Here is a 20,304-nt window from a genome sequence, read left to right on the forward strand (position 1 = left end):
CTTATGAAGTCTTATACGATATTGCCTACGGTTTTCCGTTTGACGTTGCAAAGTTAGGAATATTCCTATCAAGAAACAAGCATTCGGGCAAAAAGTTGAGTACGATTTTGATTTAAATCAATACGGGTGCCCGACTTTTTTATCAGACACCCGTAATTTGACATATATAGTTTACAAAATCAGCACTTTACATCATGCCGCCCATTCCTGGGGCACCACCCATTGGCATGGCAGGTTCCTTCTCTGGTTTGTCAACGATGAGACATTCTGTGGTCAGGAACATACCGGCAATAGAAGCAGCATTCTCCAAAGCAACACGTGCTACCTTGGCAGGATCTACGATACCAGCCTTGCGCATATCCTCATAGGCATCGGTACGCGCATTGTAACCATAGTCGCCCTTGCCCTCGCGAACCTTCTGCACGACGACAGCGCCCTCGCCACCTGCGTTGTGGACAATCTGGCGAAGCGGCTCTTCGATGGCACGCTCTACGATATTAATACCGGTCTGCTCGTCAGCATTGACACCCTTGACATTCTTCAAGGCCTCAAGAGCACGGATGTAAGTGGTACCACCACCAGCTACAACACCCTCCTCGATAGCAGCACGAGTAGCACACAGGGCATCATCTACGCGGTCTTTCTTCTCCTTCATCTCAACCTCGCTGTTGGCACCGACGTAAAGCACTGCTACGCCACCAGCCAACTTAGCCAGACGCTCCTGTAACTTCTCCTTGTCATAAGAAGATGTGGTGAGTTCAATCTCTTTCTTGATCTGAGCAATACGATCCTGGATAGCCTGCTTGTCACCAGCACCATTGACAATCGTGGTGTTGTCCTTTGAGACAGTCACCTTGTCACAGGTACCCAACATCTCCAGGGTAGCCTGCTCCAATTTCAGACCTTTCTCTTCGCTGATAACGACACCACCCGTCAGGGTTGCGATATCCTCGAGCATAGCCTTACGACGATCACCAAAGCCAGGAGCTTTGACTGCACAGATCTTCAATCCGCCGCGTAAGCGGTTGACAACCAGTGTGGTAAGTGCTTCCGAATCAACATCTTCTGCAATAACCAACAAAGGACGACCACTCTCTGCGGCAGGCTGCAGGATAGGCAGGAAATCCTTGATGTTTGAGATCTTCTTATCATAGATGAGGATATACGGATTCTCCATCACGCACTCCATCTTCTCTGAGTCGGTTACGAAGTAGCCTGACAGGTAGCCACGGTCAAATTGCATACCTTCTACAACACCGATATGGGTATCGCGGCTCTTGCTCTCCTCGATGGTGATGACACCATCTTTTGATACCTTACGCATGGCGTCAGCCAGCAGCTTACCAATCTCCTCGTCGTTGTTGGCTGATACGGTAGCAACCTGCTCTATCTTGTCATAGTTGTCGTCTACCTGCTCAGCGTTCTCCTTGATGAAGTCCACAACGGCCTTGACAGCCTTGTCGATACCACGTTTCAAATCCATGGGGTTGGCACCGGCAGTGACGTTCTTCAGTCCTTCTGTGACAATGGCCTGTGTCAGGATGGTAGCTGTTGTCGTACCATCACCGGCATCGTCACCAGTCTTGGAGGCTACGCTCTTGACGAGCTGTGCACCGGTATTCTCGAACTTGTCTTCCAACTCAATCTCCTTGGCTACAGTCACACCGTCCTTGGTAATCTGGGGAGCACCGAATTTCTTCTCAATCACAACGTTACGACCCTTCGGGCCTAAGGTAACCTTCACTGCATTAGCCAACTGATCAACACCCTGCTTCAGCAGGTCGCGGGCTTCGATATTGAATTTAATGTCTTTTGCCATAGTTTTATTAATTTTTTGTCGTTATTACGTAATGACGTTATTCCGTTATAACGCCTTTTTACTTCTCAATAATTGCCAAGACGTCACTCTGACGCATCATCAGGAACTTCTCTCCCTCGAACTCCAGCTCTGTGCCGCTGTACTTGCCATACAGCACCTCATCGCCTTCCTTCAGGATCATAGCCTCGTCTTTGGTTCCCTGACCTACTGCCTTGATGGTTCCGTGCAAGGGTTTCTCCTTGGCTGTGTCAGGAATGATGATACCACCGATTTTCTCTTCTGCCGGTGCGGGCATTACCAGCACGCGGTCTGCTAATGGTTTAATGTTCATAATACTATAATTTTTAAATTAGACTTTAATTCTTCTGTCATGGACTATGCGAAAAGCGTGCCAACAGCGTGTCGACTGACACATTGGCAGATTTATGTCAGAAAACAAAAAAAACAGACGACAAAATAGGTCATATAAGAAAAAATGCCTATCTTTGCAACAGATTACGCATTAAATTTACAGAAAAGAATTATGAAGCAATTTCTGAAGTATGTACTGGCCACAGTGACAGGTATCGTCCTCGTCATGGTCATCATGGGTGTTCTGGGAGCCATCTCCCTGGTAGGCATGGCTGCCGCAAGTGCCGGCAACACCCAAGTGAATGAGAATTCCGTGTTTACCTTGTCGCTCTCGGGACAACTGGATGAGCGGGCCGCCAACAACCCCTTGTCTGAACTGACAGGACAGGTCAGCAAGAACCTGGGACTGGACGACATTCTGACAGCCATCAAGAAGGCCAAGGACAACGAGGACATCAAAGGTATCTATCTCGAGGCAGGTGCTTTCATGGCTGACACACCAGCCTCTGCACATGCCATCCGTGAGGCTTTGCTCGACTTCAAGAAGAGTGGCAAGTGGATTATCGCCTATGGTGACAGCTATACGCAGACCACCTATTATATCTGTAGCGTTGCCGACAAGCTGTTCCTCAACCCTGAGGGTATGGTCGACTGGCACGGTCTGTCTTCTTCGCCCTATTTCGTCAAGGACCTCCTGGCAAAGTTTGGCGTGAAGGTGCAGCTTTGCAAGGTGGGCAAATACAAGAGTGCCCCTGAGATGCTTACTGCAGACCAGATGAGCGAACCTAACCGTGAGCAGGTAACAGCCTATATGTCAGGTGTTTGGAAGGTTATGCTAAATGATGTATCCAAGAGTCGTAAGATCAGCGTTGACTCCTTGAACGCCTATGCTGACCAGTTCATTGCCCTTGCTGACCAGCAGCGTCTGGTCCAGACTAAGATGGTCGACAAACTGCTCTATACAGACGAGGTGAAGGGTGAGGTAAAGAAGATGCTCAAGATAGATGCTGATGACGATATTTCCCAGTTGACCTTGAGTGAGATGTCTGGTGTCAAGGGTAAGAAGAAAGAGGGCGAGCAGATTGCCGTCTACTATGCTTATGGCGAGATTGTCGACACAGGCACAGGCAGTGCCATGGACGACGAACACAGCATCGTGGCTAATACCGTATGCAAAGACCTCCATAAGCTGATGGAAGATGACGACGTGAAAGCAGTCGTGCTCCGCGTCAACTCTCCTGGTGGCTCTGCCTATGCCTCTGAACAGATATGGCACGCTGTCACTCAGCTGAAAGCCAAGAAGCCCGTAGTTGTCTCCATGGGTGGTTATGCAGCCAGTGGTGGCTATTACATCAGCTGTAATGCCAACTATATCTACACAGAACCGACAACGCTGACAGGTTCCATAGGCATCTTTGGCATGTTCCCCGACTTTAGCGGTCTGTTGAAAGACAAGCTGGGCGTGAAGTTCGACGAGGTGAAGACCAACAAGCACGCTGCCTTCGGTACCATAGCTCGTCCGTTCAACGACGAGGAAATGGCATTGCTCGGCAACTATATCGACCGGGGCTATAACTTGTTCCGCAAACGTGTAGCAGACGGTCGCAAGCTGAAAGTAGAACAGGTCGAGGAGATTGCACAGGGACGCGTATGGCTGGGCTGTGACGCTCTTCCCATCAAGTTGGTCGATGCCATCGGTTCTTTGGGTGATGCCGTGAAAAAGGCTGCAGAACTGGCTAAGCTCAAGGAGTACCACACCTCAGCATATCCTAACGAGCCCAGTTGGCTGGATGCCCTCTTGGACATAGCCGGCGACAAGAGCTACCTCGACGAACAGATGGAGGCTACCCTGGGTGAGTACTACGAGCCCTTCAAGTTGGTGAAGAGCCTCAACCGCCAGAGTGCTATCCAGGCTCGTCTGCCGTTCTATATGACGGTGAAATAGTGGTAAGAGGTAAGTGGTAAGAGGTAAGAATCCTATATAATATAATAAGGTGGAAGGCGATTTCATCAAGATCAACAAATGGCTGATGCCACTGAGCTGGCTCTACGGCTTAGGGGTGAAGATGCGAAACATGCTGTTCAACATCGGCATCCTCAAAAGTCGTGCCTTTAACACACCTGTCATCTCAGTGGGCAACATCACGGTAGGTGGTACAGGAAAGACGCCACATGTGGAATACCTCATCAACATATTGAGGAACCACTATAAGGTGGCAGTGCTCAGCCGTGGCTACAAGCGCAAGAGCAAGGGATTCGTCCTTGCCGACAGCAGCAGTACGGTGGCTGACATTGGCGACGAGCCTTACCAGATGAAGCAGAAATTCCCGCAGGTTACCGTCGCTGTCGACAAGGACCGCTGTCATGGCATCGAACAAATCGAACAGGGTGACAACAATATAGATGTCATCCTGTTGGACGACGCCTTCCAGCACCGCTATGTCAAGCCTGGCATCAACATCCTACTGGTCGACTACCACCGCCTGATCATCTACGACAAGCTGTTGCCTGCCGGACGCCTTCGTGAACCCCTGGAGGGTAAGGACCGGGCTGACATCGTCATTGTCACCAAGTGCCCTTCCGACCTGAAGCCTATGGCTTATCGCGTCATCACGAAGGCATTGAACCTCTTCCCCTACCAGCGACTGTTCTTCACGACGATAGCCTATGGGCAATTGCAGCCTGCCCTTCATCAAGGCACCGCAAGAGACTTACACGAATTGAAAGACGACAACGTGCTGCTGCTGTCAGGCATCGCCTCACCACGCCAGCTGTACCATGACCTCTCATCACATTGCAGTAACATCCAGACGCTCACCTTCCCTGACCATCATCGGTTCACCCCGAAGGATGTCCACCTCATCAACGAGACTTTCGCTGCCATGGAGGCGTCCAAATGTATCATTACCACTGAGAAGGACCTTACCCGCCTGAGGGATGTCGAAGGACTGAACGACGAGGTGACCGCCCACCTGTATGTACTACCTATCACCATCCAGTTCATGCACGAACAGGAGGATATGTTTAACCATTACATCATTGACTATGTACGAAAAAATTCAAGAAACGGCATCCTGGCTAAAGGAAAGGATGACCACCAGTCCCAAAACAGCAATCGTCCTGGGAACAGGACTCGGACAATTAGCTTCAGAAATAACTGACAAGCGGGAGTTTCCCTATTCGGACATCCCCAACTTTCCCGTATCTACCGTAGAAGGTCATTCTGGCAAGCTCATCTTCGGAAAACTGGGTGGCGTTGACATCCTCGCCATGCAGGGTCGTTTCCACTTCTACGAGGGCTACTCCATGAAGGAGGTGACGTTCCCCGTTCGTGTGATGTACGAACTGGGCATCAAGACGCTCTTCGTGTCCAATGCCGCTGGTGGCATGAACCCTGCCTTCAAGATTGGCGACCTGATGATCATCACCGACCATATCAACATGTTCCCTGAACACCCGCTGCGTGGAAAGAACTTCCCAACGGGTCCCCGCTTCCCTGACATGCACGAGACCTACGACATGGAACTCATCAAGGAGGCTACGGCCATTGCCCGCGAGAAGAAGATCCGCGTCACCTATGGTGTCTATGTCGGTGTACAGGGACCAACCTTCGAGACACCTGCCGAGTATAAGATGTACCGCATGATAGGTGGCGATGCCGTAGGCATGAGTACCGTTCCTGAAGTCATCGTAGCCCACCACTGTGGCATCCGCACCTTTGGCGTATCAGTCATCACTGACCTGGGAGGCTTCGACACCCCTGTAGAGGTTAGCCACGAGGAGGTACAGGAGGCTGCCAACAAGGCACAGCCGCTGATGACGGAGATCATGCGTGAGATGATATTCCGCTCAGAACATGTCCAGAGCACTGACATGGAAACGTTCAACACTGACCACCCGACAGAATCATGGAAATCGCAGAAATAGGAGAATTCGGGCTGATAGACCGTCTGACAAAGGATACGAAGTCCCAGAACATATCCACCAAGTACGGCATAGGCGATGACTGTGCCGTACTTCACTACCCCGACAGTGAGGTACTCGTCACCACTGACATGCTGATGGAGGGTGTCCACTTCGACCTGACCTACATCGACCTGCAACACCTCGGGTATAAGTCGGCCATGGTCAACATCAGCGACATCTTCGCCATGAATGGCACACCCCGCCAGCTCACCGTCTCACTGGCCATCAGCAAGCGTTTCTCTGTGGAGGACATCGAACAGTTCTACCTCGGACTGCACATGGCCTGCGACAAGTGGGGCGTTGACATCGTGGGTGGCGACACCACCTCCAGCTTCACAGGTCTTGCCATCAGCATCACCTGCATCGGGGAAGCCCGCAAGGAGGACATCGTCTATCGCAATGGCGCCAAGGAGACCGACCTCATCTGCGTCAGTGGCGACCTGGGGGCTGCCTATATGGGACTGCAACTGCTGGAACGTGAGAAGGCGGTCTATTACGCACAGGTGGACGAAGCCAAGAAGAAGGGTGACAAGAAGGCACTGGAAGAGCTATCCCATTTCCAACCTGACTTTGCCGGCAAGGAGTATCTCCTGCAACGCCAGCTGAAGACAGAGGCCCGTGGAGATATCATCCGTCGCCTCCGTGAGGCTGACATTCACCCTACTGCCATGATGGACATCTCCGATGGACTGAGCAGCGAACTGATGCATATCTGTACGCAGAGCCACGTGGGCTGTCGCATCTTCGAGAAACAGCTGCCCATCGACTACCAGACGGCAGTCATGGCTGAGGAACTGAACATGAACGTCACGACATGTGCCCTGAATGGTGGCGAGGACTACGAACTACTGTTCACCGTACCCATTGGTGACCATGAAAAGATACAGGACATGGAGGACATCCACCTCATCGGTCATATCACCAAACAAAGCCTGGGCCATGTACTCGTCACACGCGATGACCAGGAGTTTGAACTGAAAGCACAGGGGTGGAAATCACTTTTTTGAAAAATAATTCCCGAAAAGTTTGGAGGATTCATTTTTTTGTCGTACCTTTGCACCCGCAATCAAGAGGATTGCCTAGAAAAAACATAATGATGGTGCCTTAGCTCAGTTGGTAGAGCATCGGACTGAAAATCCGTGTGTCCCCGGTTCGATTCCTGGAGGTACCACTCCTCCTTTCATTATGAACCCCTGTCTTAGAGATTTCTCTAACCAGGGGTTTTTCTATTGAAAACAACTAACAATAAAACAAATTCAGCAAGATATATGAAACTGATTTCATGGAACGTCAATGGCCTGAGAGCATGTGAGTCTCATGGCTTTAGCACTATTTTCAAACAGTTGGATGCCGACTTCTTCTGTCTGCAGGAGACCAAGATGCAGGAGGGACAGCTCGACCTGCAGTTCGAGGGCTACCAGTCCTATTGGAACTATGCCGAGAAGAAGGGTTACTCCGGCACCGCCATCTTCACGCGTCACCAGCCGCTCAGTGTCACCTATGGGATAAGCATTGCAGAGCACGATCACGAGGGACGCGTCATCACGCTCGAGATGCCTGAGTTCTTCCTGGTCACCTGTTACACCCCTAACTCACAGGACGGCCTGAAGCGCCTTGACTATCGCATGCAGTGGGAGGACGACTTCCGTCAGTACCTTATGACACTCGACCGGCAGAAACCGGTCATCCTTTGTGGCGACCTCAACGTGGCCCATGAGGAGATAGACCTGAAGAATCCGAAGACGAACCGCATGAATGCAGGCTTCACCGACCAGGAGCGTGAGAAGTTCACCTTATTATTAAATAGTGGCTTCATCGACACCTTCCGCACGCTCTATCCCGACCAGGTCACCTATTCGTGGTGGTCATACCGCTTCCAGGCTCGTCAGAAGAATGCCGGATGGCGCATCGACTATTTCGTCACCTCCGAGCGTCTTCGTCCGCAAATCATCGATGCCACCATCCATACCGACATCACGGGGAGCGACCACTGTCCGGTTGAGTTATCGTTAAAAAGTTAAAAAATAAGAACAACGTAACGGAAAAAAGTGTATATTTGCCACCGTTTTAACAAACATGTTTAACTTTAACTGAAAAAAGGAGAAAGAAACAATGAAGAAATTCGTTTTAGCAGTGATGGCTGTTGCTGCCATCGGATTCACCGCATCATGTGGTAACAAGACTCAGCAGGGTGCAAGGATTGACACCGTAGCTGTTATCGATTCTATCGCTTCTGGTGCTGCCCAGGAGGACATCGATGCCATCAGTGGTATCCTGGCATCCAAGGATGCTGCCAAGTTACAGGAAGCCCTGGCTGCTGTCAAGGAGAAGATTGCCTCGTTCATCAAGGAGAACCCTGAGGTTGCTAAGGAGTATGTGACCAAGGTTCAGGAGTTCCTGAAGGAGAACGAAGAGCAGGTAAAGGCTGTCGTTGGCGACAATGCTGCTGTAGCTGCTGCAGTTAGTGCAGTGACCGAGATTGAGCCAGAGGCTATTGTCAGCGGTCTGCTCGAACAGGTGGGCGATGCAGCCACTGAGGTCAAGGATGCTGCTGTCGATGCTGCCAACCAGAAGGTGGAAGAGGCTAAGGATGCTGCCAACCAGAAGGTAGAGGAAGCCAAGGCTGCTGCTGACAAGAAGGTGGAGGACACCAAGAATGCTGCCAAGCAGAAGACCAACGAGGCTATCGACAACGCTGCTGCTTCTGCCAAGAAGAAGTTAGGCCTCTAATCCCAATTCGTTGAACAAACAAGCCGGTTTGCTGAAAGTTTTTTGCAGACCGGCTCTTTTTGTCTACTTTTGCCCCATCGAAAACAAACTCTAAAGGATAAAAGTATGAAAAAGACCTTGTTTATCACGATGCTCACAGCGACTTTCACGATGCTGACAGCATGCTCGTCGGACGATCCGTTTAGCGACGACTACAACAACTGGATGAATAACAACAATAACACCAGTGGAGGCAATATCTCCGACACCTCCGGAGGCAGCAGTTCTGGTGTGTATAGTGAGATGAGCAGCTTTACCGTCGCACTTGACAAGACGACGGAAGAGCCTGCCAGCAGCATCGCTGCAGCTTATCCTGAAGAAGGTGACGCCCCCGCCAGCCACACCTTTTCCAAGGTGGTAAATATTGATATGGCCAATCCTGTGGACCCCGTTGTGGAAGGTGTGACCATCACCATCGACGGTAATCATGTGACAGCTAGTCACGGAAGTACGGAGGGGGTCTGCTACGTGGTGACAGGAAAGACCGCTAACGGCTCGCTGACTATCGACGGAAAGACCGATTTCGAACTAAACCTGAACAATGCTGACATCACCAATCCCGCCAGTACGGCTATTGATATAGAGAGCAAGTTGAATGCCTATCTCGTACTGACAGGCAGCAACAAAGTCACTGACGGTACAACCGCTGACGACAGTCACAAGGGTGCGCTCTATGCCAAAGGAAAACTATTCATTGGCGGCAGTGGCTCTTTGGAGGTCTATGGCATCTATAACAATGGTATTCACGGCAAGAGCAACGTGGTCATTGACAAGGGCATCAACCTCTATGTCAAATCAACTGCCAATCACGGCATCAAGGCTGGGGCAGATATGTTTATCAACGGGGGCATCATCAACGTCGAGGTATCTGCCAACGGTGCCAAGGCCATCAACTGTGACACCAACGTGACCATCAACGGAGGACGCACCACAGCGATTGCCACAGGTAACGGCGAATGGGAAGTCGATGAAACACTGACCTACGGAGGTGACACGAAAGCAGCAGCTGGTATTGGCTGTGACGGCATCTTCTATATGAACGGAGGCGAACTGTACGCCAAAGCGACGGGCAGCGGTGGTAAGGGTATCAAGGCTGACCTGGAAGGCTACATCACCGGTGGTAAGATACGCATCATCACCGAGGGTGGTCTCTATTACAGCAATGGTACCACCGAGAGCCATAACTATACGGGAAATACTGACAACCTGCCTGCTGCTTACACCTCTTCACCCAAGGGCATGAAGATTGGCAATAAGGAAGAGAACGGCAGTACAACGACCACCTACGGCATCCTGAAAATCTCAGGCGGCGACATTATGGTACGCACCAAGGGTAACAACGCAGAAGGTATTGAAAGCAAGGGAACCTTCGACGTGACAGGTGGTACGATACTCATCTATGCGCACGATGATGCAATGAACTCCACAGACGACATGACCATCTCGGGTGGCACAATAGTGGCTGTAGCTACCAACAATGATGCCATCGACGCCAATGGTAACATGTATCTCAAGGGAGGCACCATCATCGCCTGCGGAGCCAATGGTGCCGAAGCTGGCATCGACATCAACGAACAGAAGAAGCTCTACATCACCGGTGGCAACATCTTCAGCATTGGCGGACGTGTCGATGGCAATCTGGGCAGTACCACACAGGGCATCATCAATGCTTCCGGTTCTCTTTCTGCCAACAGCACTGTCAGCGTCAGCAACAGCAGCAAGACACTCTGTTCCTTCACCATGCCTCCCGTTTCCTATACCGGAAACAACGTTATCATCATCAGTTCTCCGGAACTGACCAGCGGTTCTTCCTACACCCTCAAAGCTGGCAGCAGTTCTACCAGCGTGACGGCTTCCAACACCATCAGCGGTGGAATGGGTGGCGGCATACCTGGTGGTCGCTGGTAAACACAATAAATCGACGAGGATTCCGTTTATGAAGTGGATGCAGAAACAGTCGAAATATGAGAACATGGCCTACGTGGGACTGTGGGGACTACTCCTCGCAGCACCACTGCTGAGCCTGTATGTACGGACATCTAACGACAGCAGTCTGGAATTCAACTGGCAGGAAGTGTTCATCGTCTGGCGACATATCATAGTCTATCTGCTCGTCTTCCTCGTCCATAACTTCATACTGGCTCCACTGCTCATCTATCGCCACAAGCGCTGGCTCTATGGCATACTCACCCTGTGCATGATTGCCCTCTTCACCTTTTATCAGTGTCAGCAACGCCCCGACAACCCACGTCGTGAACGTTTCAGACACCGCATGGAACAGCGCTGGGAACATCGCGACCGTCCCCCACTCCCGGAAAGCCATGAGGCATTCCGCAGACATCATCGTGACCGTCCACCGGTATTCATGGGCGAGCGCGACATCATATCCATCGTCATCATCATCCTGATGTGTGGCATGAACTTGGGCATTAAGCTGTATTACAAGACCCGTGGCGACCAGAAGAAACTGTTACGCCTGGAGAAGCAGAACCTCGAGCAACAGCTGGAATACCTGAAATACCAGATCAACCCGCACTTCTTCATGAACACACTGAACAACATCCATGCCCTCGTCGACATCGATGCTGAGAAGGCGAAGTCCACCATCCTCGAACTGTCTAAGATGATGCGCTTCATCCTCTATGAAGGCGACAAGAAGGGCGTTCCGCTCTCCCGTGAGTTCGACTTCATACGCAACTACATCACGCTGATGCGCCTGCGCTATACCGACAAGGTACACATCAACGTCGACCTGCCTCAACAGGCTCCCGACCGCCAGCTGCCACCCCTGATGCTCATCACGTTCATCGAGAATGCTTTCAAACATGGCATCAGCTATCAGCACGATTCCTTCATCGATATCTCCGTCACCATCCATGACGAGCACCTCACCTTCTGCTGCCATAATACCAAGGCAGACACCCCTAACACAGAGAAAGGAGGCGTTGGACTGGCCAATGTCAAACAACGCCTTAACCTGCTCTACGACCATGACTACACCCTCGCCATCAACGACGAGGCAGACCATTACAATGTTGAACTCACCATTCCACTCCTATGATCAGATGCATCGCCATTGACGACGAGCCCTTAGCGCTCCAGCAGATTGCCGCCTACATCGGCAAAGTACCGTTCCTCGAACTGGCTGCCCAGTGTCAGAGTGCCTTGGAGGCACAGCGCTTCCTGCAGAGCGACACCGTCGACGCCATTTTCTGCGACATCAACATGCCCGACCTCAACGGCATGGACTTCATCAAGTCACTCGCAGTCCCTCCCCTCGTCGTCTTCACCACCGCCTATGCGGAATATGCCGTCGAAGGCTTTAAGGTCAATGCCGTCGACTACCTCCTCAAACCCTTCGGACTACAGGACTTCATGCGTGCTGCCAACCGCCTCCAGGAACGCCTAGTCTCTCCCCCTTCTCTCCGCTCGACCTTTGGTCGCTCGCAAGGCGAGACCTCTCACAACTCACCACTCACCTCTGAAAACGACAACGTCATTTTCCTCAAGACCGACTATCGCATCGTCAAAGTCACCATCTCCGACATCCGTTATGTCGAAGCCATGAGCGAATACCTGAAGGTATGGCTCGAGGGCGAGGCAAAGCCCCTCATCACCCTGCTCTCCATGAAGAAGATGGAAGAGCGCCTGCCAGCCACGTTCATGCGCATCCACCGTTCCTATATCATCAACCTCGACAAGATTCAGGAGGTCAACAAAAACCGTGTCATCATGGATGCTGATACCTATCTGCCCATAGGCGATTTGTATAAAGAAGCTTTCCAACAGTATGTCGACACGAAATTTTTGGGCAAATAATTTGCATTTCTCAGGATTATCGTGTATCTTTGTCGTCGATTAAATTTTTTTACTACTTAACTACTAAAAACATATTGTTATGAAAGACTTGAAAATGTACATTGACGGCCAGTTCTGCGAAGCGTCAGACGGGCAGTGGATTGATGTGTTAAACCCGTCGACAGAGGAGGTTATCTCCCGTCAGCCCAATGGCACCATTGCGGATGTCAACCGCGCCCTGGATGCTGCACGTGCTGCCCAGAAACAGTGGGGCAAGACGCCTGCCATCGAACGGGCTGCCTGGCTGAAGAAGTTGGCCAACGGCATTCGTGAGCGTCGTGAGGAGTTCATCGACATCATCATGCGCGAACAGGGAAAGACCATCACCTGGGCCACCATCGAGGTCGACGTCACAGCGGAATATTTCGACTACATGGCATCCTTCGCCCGCCATATCGAGGGTGAGATCATCCCCAGCGACCGTCCTAACGAGACCATCTTCCTCACCAAGAAACCCATTGGTGTCGTAGCTGGCATCCTGCCCTGGAACTTCCCCTTCTTCCTCATAGCCCGTAAGGCTGGTGCTGCCCTCATTGCCGGCTGTACCATCGTCATCAAGCCCTCTCAGCTCACCCCCGAGAACTGCACTGTCTTTGGTGAGGTTGTCGACAAGGTGGGACTCCCCAAGGGTGTCATCAATATCGTGACGGGTAAGGGTTCTGTCATTGGCAACGAGATGGCTGGCTCCCCGAAGATTGACATTGTCAGCGTCACCGGTTCGGTAGGTGCTGGCGAGAGCATCATGGCAGCAGCCTCGAAGAACATCACCAAGGTAAGCCTCGAACTGGGTGGCAAGGCTCCTGCCATTGTCTGCAAGGATGCCGACCTGGAGAAGGCAGCCCAGTGGATTGTCGACAGCCGTATTGGCAACAACGGCCAGATCTGCAACAATGCCGAGCGTGTCTATGTACAGAAGGAAGTAAAGGCCGAATTCACCAAGATCCTCGTCCAGAAGATGCAGGCAGTCAAGGTGGGTGATGTCTGTCAGGACCACACCGTCGACATGGGTCCGTTGGTAGAGGCCCGTGCCCTGGAGAGTGTCACCGAGAAGGTGGAGCGCGCCATCAAGCAGGGCGCCAAGCTGCTCTGTGGTGGTCATCGTGTAGGCACCAAGGGCTACTTCTATGCAGCCACCGTCCTCGACAACTGCACACAGCAGATGGACATCATCCATGAGGAGACCTTCGGTCCTGTCATCCCGCTCGTGGAGTTCGATACGATAGACCAGGTCATCCAGTGGGCCAACGACTGTGAATACGGTCTGGCTTCCAGCGTCTTCACCAAGGACATCGACACTGCAACGCGTGTTGCTCGTGAACTGGAGTTTGGTGAGACCTATATCAACCGTGAGCATTTCGAGGCTATGCAGGGCTTCCATGCCGGTGTCAAGAAGAGTGGCATAGGTGGTGCTGATGGCAAGCATGGCATAGAGGAATACCTCGTAACCCACGTCACATACCTCGATACGCACTACGAGTAATCACATTAAAAATCGCATCAGTCTTATGACTAATGCGATTTTTTTTTAAAACATTTGTTTATTGAGAAATAATTCGTACCTTTGCAGTCGGTATAGTGAAACTCTTCTATAGAGGCGCTCATGATGATGAACACGATAAAGAAACTGATTGAATGGTATTTTAGCAAGAATAGCCTCCCCTATTGGTGCATCCTGCTTTGTGATATTTTCATTATTTTCCTGTCTTCTATTTTCACCTATTGGGTATTTAGGAAGACACAATTGCTTCTCGACAACCATCTCGCAGTGTTCTGCACCGCCTTGTTCTATGGCGCTATCGGCCTAATCGGTGCTAGGATCTTCCACACCTATATGGGCATCATGCGCTACTCGTCGTTTGTTGACCTGGTAAATGTCGCCTATGCCAATATGCTGAGCATGGTGATCGCCATCGTACTGTCCGAAGTGCTGCAGTACAGTGGACATGCCACCATTGCAGCTCTCACGCAGACACAGACTGTGGTAGCCTTTATCTTCGCAGCCTTTGGCATGGGTGCGGTACGTGTCCTGGCCAAGACGCTCTATGATATCGCCTTCACTGACCGCAGAGCCAAGAATGTACTCATTTATGGTGCCCTATCAGGTGGTGTGGGCCTAGCCAAAAACATCAAGACACAGCGTCCTCGCAAGTTCCGCCTTTGTGGCTTTATCTCCCATGACAACCGTGCCAAGCACATCATGCTGATGGGTAAAAAGGTGTATAATGTGAACGACAATCTGCTCGCGATTATCCGCAAGGACCACATCGAGGCCATTCTCGTCTCTCCCCTCCGCATTGAAGAGTTCCGTCTCAACCAGAAGTTACAGGACGAGCTGATCAATGCCGGCTGTACCATCTTCATGGCACATTCCGCCCAGGAGGCAACCATCAAGAACGGCCAGCTCACCGACGAAGACATCCAGGGCATGCAGATCAAGGAGGTGTCTGTCGAAGACCTGCTGCCACGCGACGAGATAGAGATTGACATGCAGTCTGTCGGCAACCTGCTGCACGACACGACCATCCTCATCACAGGCTCAGCAGGTTCCATCGGTTCTGAGATGGTTCGCCAGATAGCAGCCTACCAGCCTAAGAAGATGATTCTCATCGACCAGGCAGAGACACCACAGCATGACATCCGCCTGATGATGAAGAACGAGTTCCCCGACATCGATGCCGACACCATTGTCACCAGCATCGACCATGTGACTCGTATGGACACCATCTTCCGTAAATACCATCCCGACTACGTGTTCCACGCTGCAGCCTATAAGCACGTCCCCATGATGGAAGACAACCCCTCAGAGGCCGTGCTCAACAACATCCACGGCACGAAGGTCATTGCCGACCTCTCTGTGAAATACGGTGTCAAGAAGTTCGTCATGGTGTCTACCGACAAGGCGGTGAACCCCACCAATGTCATGGGCTGCTCCAAGCGCATCTGCGAGATCTACGTCCAGAGCCTCAACCACGTCCAGGAGAACTGTCAGTTCGTCACCACCCGCTTTGGCAATGTGCTGGGCTCCAATGGCTCCGTCATCCCCCTCTTCCGTGAACAGATCAAGAACGGAGGACCCGTCACCGTCACTGACGAGCGCATCGTCCGCTTCTTCATGCTCATCCCCGAGGCCTGTAAGCTCGTCCTCGAGGCAGGCACCAAGGGCCATGGCGGTGAGATATTCGTCTTCGACATGGGTAAACCCGTCAAGATAGTAGACCTCGCCAAACGCATGATAGCCCTCTCAGGCGCCAAGAACGTGCAAATCAAATTCACGGGCCTCCGTGAAGGTGAGAAGCTCTACGAGGAAGTCCTCAACGAACTCGAAGGCACCAAACCCACCTTCAACAAGAAGATCCGCATCGCCCAAGTCCGTGAATACGACTACAACGAAGCCAGCCAGCAAATCGACGACCTCATAGCCATCGCCAAACAATACGACAACATGGCCACCGTCGCCAAGATGAAAGAAATCGTACCCGAATACAAGTCCAACAACTCCATCTACGAGGAACTTGATAAATAACCGATAGAGTGCCTTTCTCAGTTAAGGCTTACGTTAATAATATCACAAACTCTTTTGCACATAACGAAGCACAAAAATTACGAAAAGCACCCATACAGTAGGCTGAATCTGCCGAATGCCCTTCATCCCAATCCCTGCCTTCATCAACACATACATGATAATACCCAACATGATACCATCACTGATACTATAACTCAGCGGCATCAGCAACATCATGATAAACGCAGGAATCGCCTCAGTATAATCCTCCCATTGCACCCGGATGGTATTAGTACACATCATCACACCCACAATGACCAGCGCGGGCCCAGTGGCAGCAGCAGGAATGGAAAGAAACAGTGGACCTAGGAATAGTGCTAATGCGAAACAAAGCGATACGACAAGCGCTGTAAGCCCCGTACGACCACCTACAGCCACACCCGTTGCACTCTCCACATATGTCGTTGTCGTCGAAGTCCCCAGACAAGCCCCAGCAGTGGTAGCAACAGCATCCGCCATCAACATACGCCCGACCCCCGCAATACGACCATTCTGATCCACCAAGTCAGCCTTTAGTGAGATTGCAATCACAGTCCCTATAGTGTCAAACAAGTCGACAAAAAGAAAGGTCAGTACCACGATCAGCATGTCCAGCGAGAAAATATGACGCCACTCGAACTGCAGGAAGATAGGAGCCAGCGAGGGCGGTGCCGATACAAACTTATCTAAATGTGTCACCCCCATTGGAATACCAATGAGCGCCGTCAGCAGAATACCCCATAGGATTCCCCCTTTCACATTCCTGACCACCAACAAACCACAGATTACAAGACCTATCAACGCCAGTATAATCGAAGGGTTGTCAAAGTCAGCCAGCGCCACCTGCGTACTCTCATTGCCAACCACAATTCCACAGTTCTGCATACCAATAAACGCAATAAATAATCCTATCCCACCTCCTATGGCTGACTTCATACCAGCCGGAATGGCATTCGCTATCAACTCCCTCACCTTAAACAGTGAGAGAAACATAAAAAGCACCCCCTCAATGAATACAGCCGTCAGCGCAAACTGCCAGCTGTAACCCATGCCGAAACACACCGTAAACACAAAAAACGCATTAATTCCCATGCCTGGAGCCAATCCAAACGGCTTCTTTGCATAGACAGCCATCACCATGGACCCCACCACAGAAGCCAGCACCGTGGCAGTAAAGACCGCTCCCGTAGGCATCCCCATCGGCTCTAACGCACTGAATATACTCGGATTCACAGCTAGGATATACGCCATGGTCAGAAAAGTAGTAACACCCGCATAAATCTCAGTCTGCACCTGATGTTGTGCCGAGTCAAACCCAAATAGTCTTTGTAACATAGTCAACAAACCTCCTCAATACTAAACCAGAAGTTGAAGGCAAAGATACAAATTGTTTGACAAATCTCCAAATTTTTCACCAATTATATCCCTGAAATTACCTTTAATGTTTTTAACTATCCATATGGATTCGAACAATTCCTGGACAAGCTAGACGAGCAGAAAATCAAGCGCGTGTTCAAAATAAAAAAGGACGATGCAAAAGCACCAGCCCATCTATTGATATTGATTCACCCTCCTATACCGTTCCATCAACTTCAGAAGATTAGAAAACCGTTCAACCCTCTCAACCTTCATCTTCCCTGCATTAAGAGCCTTTCTATTCGCTTTCACCCAATTCAGCATACCATGTTCCTCAATCTTGTACTTCGACGGATTCCTATGATTCGCCTCAATAAAGCAAACCACCATCTTATACATCATCCCCCACTTCTCTTCCTGCCTCATCTTCTCCCCTTCTTCATGTATTACGTATTCTCAGTTTTTCCACTTAAAGCACTGCATATCTAGAATGAGGTCTGTTCTTGTAATATATCGTGCCAATTCGTGAGATGAGAATTCACTTAAAATCTCTAACCTTAACTAATCACCTCATATCGTGAATCCACCACCTCCCAGTCAACAATCTGCCATAAAGCAGCCATATAATCAGCTCGACGGTTCTGATAATCCAAATAATACGCATGCTCCCACACATCAAATGTTAATAAAGGCCTCAAGCCATTCTGAACAGGATTAGCAGCATTCGCTTCCTGTGTAATCATCAACTTACCATCTTTATCCGCAGACAGCCACACCCAACCAGAACCAAATAGCGATGCTCCCTTCTTCTGAAACTCCTCCTTAAAAGCCTCAAAAGCCCCAAAATCACGAGTTATAGCCTCCGCCAGCAGCCCAACAGGTTTGTTGTCAGCCTTAGGCGCAGCAAACTGTTCAAAATACAGGTTGTGATTCAATATCTGTCCCGCATTATTCAAGATGCCACCGGTCGCCTTGCAGACAATCTCCTCCAACGTAGCATCCTCAAAACCACTCCCAGGCAACAACCCATTCAAGTTATTCACATAAGCCGCTAAATGCTTCCCATAATGAAAAGCAATCGTCTCACGGCTAATCACTGGTTCCCAGCACCCGATCTCATAAGGTAGTTCAATTAATGTAAACATATAATTATGCCTGATTAGTTATTCTCAATAAAAGAATTTAGATACTCACCTGTCATGAGACCTCAATAAGGTCCAAATTTTACCCATAAATGTTACCCTTGAACCTCGTAAACGACGTTCATTAGTCGTTTACCTATTTCATCTGCTTCTGCCATGGTGGCAGCCTCGCTATAAACGCGGATGATAGGTTCAGTATTCGACTTGCGTAGGTGAACCCAGCGGTCGGGGAAGTCGATCTTCACACCGTCGATGTCGTTAACCTGCGCGGTGGGGTCCTGGGCAAACATCTCCTTGACCTTCACGAGGATGGCATCGACATCGGTGTCGGGGGTGAGGTCGATGCGGTTCTTGGCAATCTGGTAGTCGGGGAAGGTCTTGCGCAACTCGCTGACCTTACAGCCCTTCTTGGCCAGAGAGGTCAGGAAGAGGGCGATGCCAACTAGGGCATCACGACCATAGTGGCTCTCGGGATAGATGACACCGCCATTGCCCTCGCCACCAATGACGGCTCCTACCTCCTTCATCTTCGTGGTGACATTGACCTCGCCAACGGCAGCTGCGGCATAGTGGCCACCATGTTTCTCGGTGACATCGCGCAAGGCACGCGTAGACGAGAGGTTGCTGACGGTGGTTAGAGGTGAGTGGTTAGAGGTCTCTTCTAATACATAGTCGGCAACACTGACGAGGGTGTATTCCTCTCCGAACATATGGCCGTCCTCACAGATGAAGGCGAGGCGGTCGACGTCGGGGTCGACGACGATGCCGAGGTCATAGCGACCGGACTGCATCTCACTCATAATGCCCTGGAGGTTCTTCTCCAAGGGTTCGGGGTTGTGGGCGAAGTCACCATTGGCTTCGCCATTGAGTATCTGATAGGTGACGCCCAGGCGGTCGAGCAGGCGGGGCAGGATGATGCCGCCCACACTGTTGATGGTATCGACACACACATTGAAATGGGCATTGCGGATGGCTTCTGCATCGACCAACTGAAGGGCGAGGACACTCTCGATATGACGGTCGTCGAAACTGTGATCCTCGGTATAGTGGCCCAACTGGTCGACATCGGCATACTGGAAGTCCTCACGGGCTGCGATGTCGAGCACCTCGGCACCATCAGCAGCGGTCAGGAACTCACCATGGCTGTTGAGCAGCTTCAACGCATTCCACTGACGGGGATTGTGAGAGGCGGTGATGATGATACCACCGTCGGCACCACTCATGGTGACGGCCAGCTCGGTAGTGGGGGTGGTGGCAAGTCCGATGTTCAGCACATCGCAGCCCATACCCATCAGGGTACCACAGACCACGTTCTTAACCATCTCTCCAGAGATACGGGCATCACGGCCTACGACAATCTTCAACTGCTTGCCCGCATGCTGACGGGCAATAAAGGTGGCATAGGCTGTGGTAAACTTGACGATGTCCAAGGGGTTGAGGGTATCGCCAGTGGGTCCGCCAATCGTTCCGCGGATACCAGAAATCGATTTAATCAGTGTCAT

General features: G+C 51.0%; 17 protein-coding genes and 1 tRNA gene. 12 read left to right on the forward strand and 6 right to left on the reverse strand.

Annotation, left to right across the window (positions count from 1 at the left end; translation table 11 throughout):
* Window positions 1-187 precede the first annotated feature (187 nt).
* On the reverse strand, window positions 188-1,819 hold the full coding sequence (groL, locus tag BLU47_RS12500) for a chaperonin GroEL (protein ID WP_091963370.1): 1,632 nt from the start codon (window positions 1,817-1,819) through the stop codon (window positions 188-190).
* A 58-nt stretch (window positions 1,820-1,877) separates the two neighbouring features.
* Entirely contained in the window at window positions 1,878-2,150 is a 273-nt protein-coding gene (locus tag BLU47_RS12505; RefSeq protein WP_091963373.1) for a co-chaperone GroES, read from the reverse strand.
* A gap of 192 nt (window positions 2,151-2,342) precedes the next feature.
* On the opposite strand from BLU47_RS12505, the gene sppA reads away from it, so the two are divergent.
* The 12 genes from sppA (at window position 2,343) to BLU47_RS12565 (ending at window position 16,286) form a co-directional block, all read left to right on the forward strand.
* A complete protein-coding gene (gene sppA, locus BLU47_RS12510; RefSeq protein WP_091963376.1) occupies window positions 2,343-4,115 on the forward strand; it encodes a signal peptide peptidase SppA in 1,773 nt (590 codons plus the stop codon).
* A gap of 49 nt (window positions 4,116-4,164) precedes the next feature.
* Window positions 4,165-5,331 carry a tetraacyldisaccharide 4'-kinase gene (gene lpxK / locus BLU47_RS12515; RefSeq protein WP_091963379.1) on the forward strand — a complete coding sequence of 389 codons (1,167 nt, stop codon included), beginning with the start codon at window positions 4,165-4,167 and terminating at the stop codon, window positions 5,329-5,331.
* The gene (locus tag BLU47_RS12520; protein ID WP_091963382.1) at window positions 5,216-6,097 is read left to right on the forward strand and encodes a purine-nucleoside phosphorylase; all 882 of its coding nucleotides are present in this window, start codon (window positions 5,216-5,218) and stop codon (window positions 6,095-6,097) included. Before lpxK ends, BLU47_RS12520 begins: the two co-directional genes overlap by 116 nt.
* Complete coding sequence (thiL, locus tag BLU47_RS12525) at window positions 6,079-7,143, forward strand: thiamine-phosphate kinase (protein ID WP_091963385.1); 1,065 nt, start codon at window positions 6,079-6,081, stop codon at window positions 7,141-7,143. Before BLU47_RS12520 ends, thiL begins: the two co-directional genes overlap by 19 nt.
* A 91-nt stretch (window positions 7,144-7,234) precedes the next feature.
* Window positions 7,235-7,307, forward strand: a tRNA-Phe gene (locus BLU47_RS12530).
* A gap of 97 nt (window positions 7,308-7,404) precedes the next feature.
* A complete protein-coding gene (locus BLU47_RS12535; RefSeq protein WP_091963388.1) occupies window positions 7,405-8,157 on the forward strand; it encodes an exodeoxyribonuclease III in 753 nt (250 codons plus the stop codon).
* 91 nt (window positions 8,158-8,248) lie between these two features.
* Entirely contained in the window at window positions 8,249-8,866 is a 618-nt protein-coding gene (locus BLU47_RS12540; RefSeq protein ID WP_143025570.1) for a hypothetical protein, read from the forward strand.
* Window positions 8,867-8,971: 105 nt separating this feature from the next.
* Complete coding sequence (locus BLU47_RS12545; RefSeq protein WP_091963394.1) at window positions 8,972-10,813, forward strand: carbohydrate-binding domain-containing protein; 1,842 nt, start codon at window positions 8,972-8,974, stop codon at window positions 10,811-10,813.
* A gap of 28 nt (window positions 10,814-10,841) precedes the next feature.
* Entirely contained in the window at window positions 10,842-11,966 is a 1,125-nt protein-coding gene (locus BLU47_RS12550; RefSeq protein ID WP_091963397.1) for a sensor histidine kinase, read from the forward strand.
* Complete coding sequence (locus BLU47_RS12555; RefSeq protein ID WP_091963400.1) at window positions 11,963-12,724, forward strand: LytR/AlgR family response regulator transcription factor; 762 nt, start codon at window positions 11,963-11,965, stop codon at window positions 12,722-12,724. Before BLU47_RS12550 ends, BLU47_RS12555 begins: the two co-directional genes overlap by 4 nt.
* Window positions 12,725-12,803: 79 nt before the next feature.
* Window positions 12,804-14,243, forward strand: coding sequence for an aldehyde dehydrogenase (gene aldA / locus BLU47_RS12560; RefSeq protein WP_091963403.1), 1,440 nt, complete (start codon window positions 12,804-12,806; stop codon window positions 14,241-14,243).
* Between the two features lie 126 nt (window positions 14,244-14,369).
* The gene (locus BLU47_RS12565; protein WP_091963445.1) at window positions 14,370-16,286 is read left to right on the forward strand and encodes a polysaccharide biosynthesis protein; all 1,917 of its coding nucleotides are present in this window, start codon (window positions 14,370-14,372) and stop codon (window positions 16,284-16,286) included.
* Between the two features lie 42 nt (window positions 16,287-16,328).
* Here the strand turns inward: BLU47_RS12565 and BLU47_RS12570 are convergent, their stop codons facing one another.
* The 4 genes from BLU47_RS12570 to glmM form a co-directional block, all read right to left on the reverse strand.
* Window positions 16,329-17,639 carry an NCS2 family permease gene (locus BLU47_RS12570; RefSeq protein ID WP_091963406.1) on the reverse strand — a complete coding sequence of 437 codons (1,311 nt, stop codon included), beginning with the start codon at window positions 17,637-17,639 and terminating at the stop codon, window positions 16,329-16,331.
* Between the two features lie 216 nt (window positions 17,640-17,855).
* Window positions 17,856-18,086 (reverse strand): hypothetical protein, encoded by a 231-nt coding sequence (locus tag BLU47_RS12575; protein ID WP_091963409.1) that lies wholly within the window; start codon window positions 18,084-18,086, stop codon window positions 17,856-17,858.
* Between the two features lie 131 nt (window positions 18,087-18,217).
* Window positions 18,218-18,805, reverse strand: coding sequence for a superoxide dismutase (locus BLU47_RS12580; protein WP_091963413.1), 588 nt, complete (start codon window positions 18,803-18,805; stop codon window positions 18,218-18,220).
* 92 nt (window positions 18,806-18,897) lie between these two features.
* A complete protein-coding gene (gene glmM / locus BLU47_RS12585) occupies window positions 18,898-20,304 on the reverse strand; it encodes a phosphoglucosamine mutase (protein ID WP_091963416.1) in 1,407 nt (468 codons plus the stop codon).

Origin of the sequence: Prevotella sp. tc2-28, from assembly GCF_900107705.1 — a bacterium.
In the GTDB taxonomy this organism is placed as follows: domain Bacteria; phylum Bacteroidota; class Bacteroidia; order Bacteroidales; family Bacteroidaceae; genus Prevotella.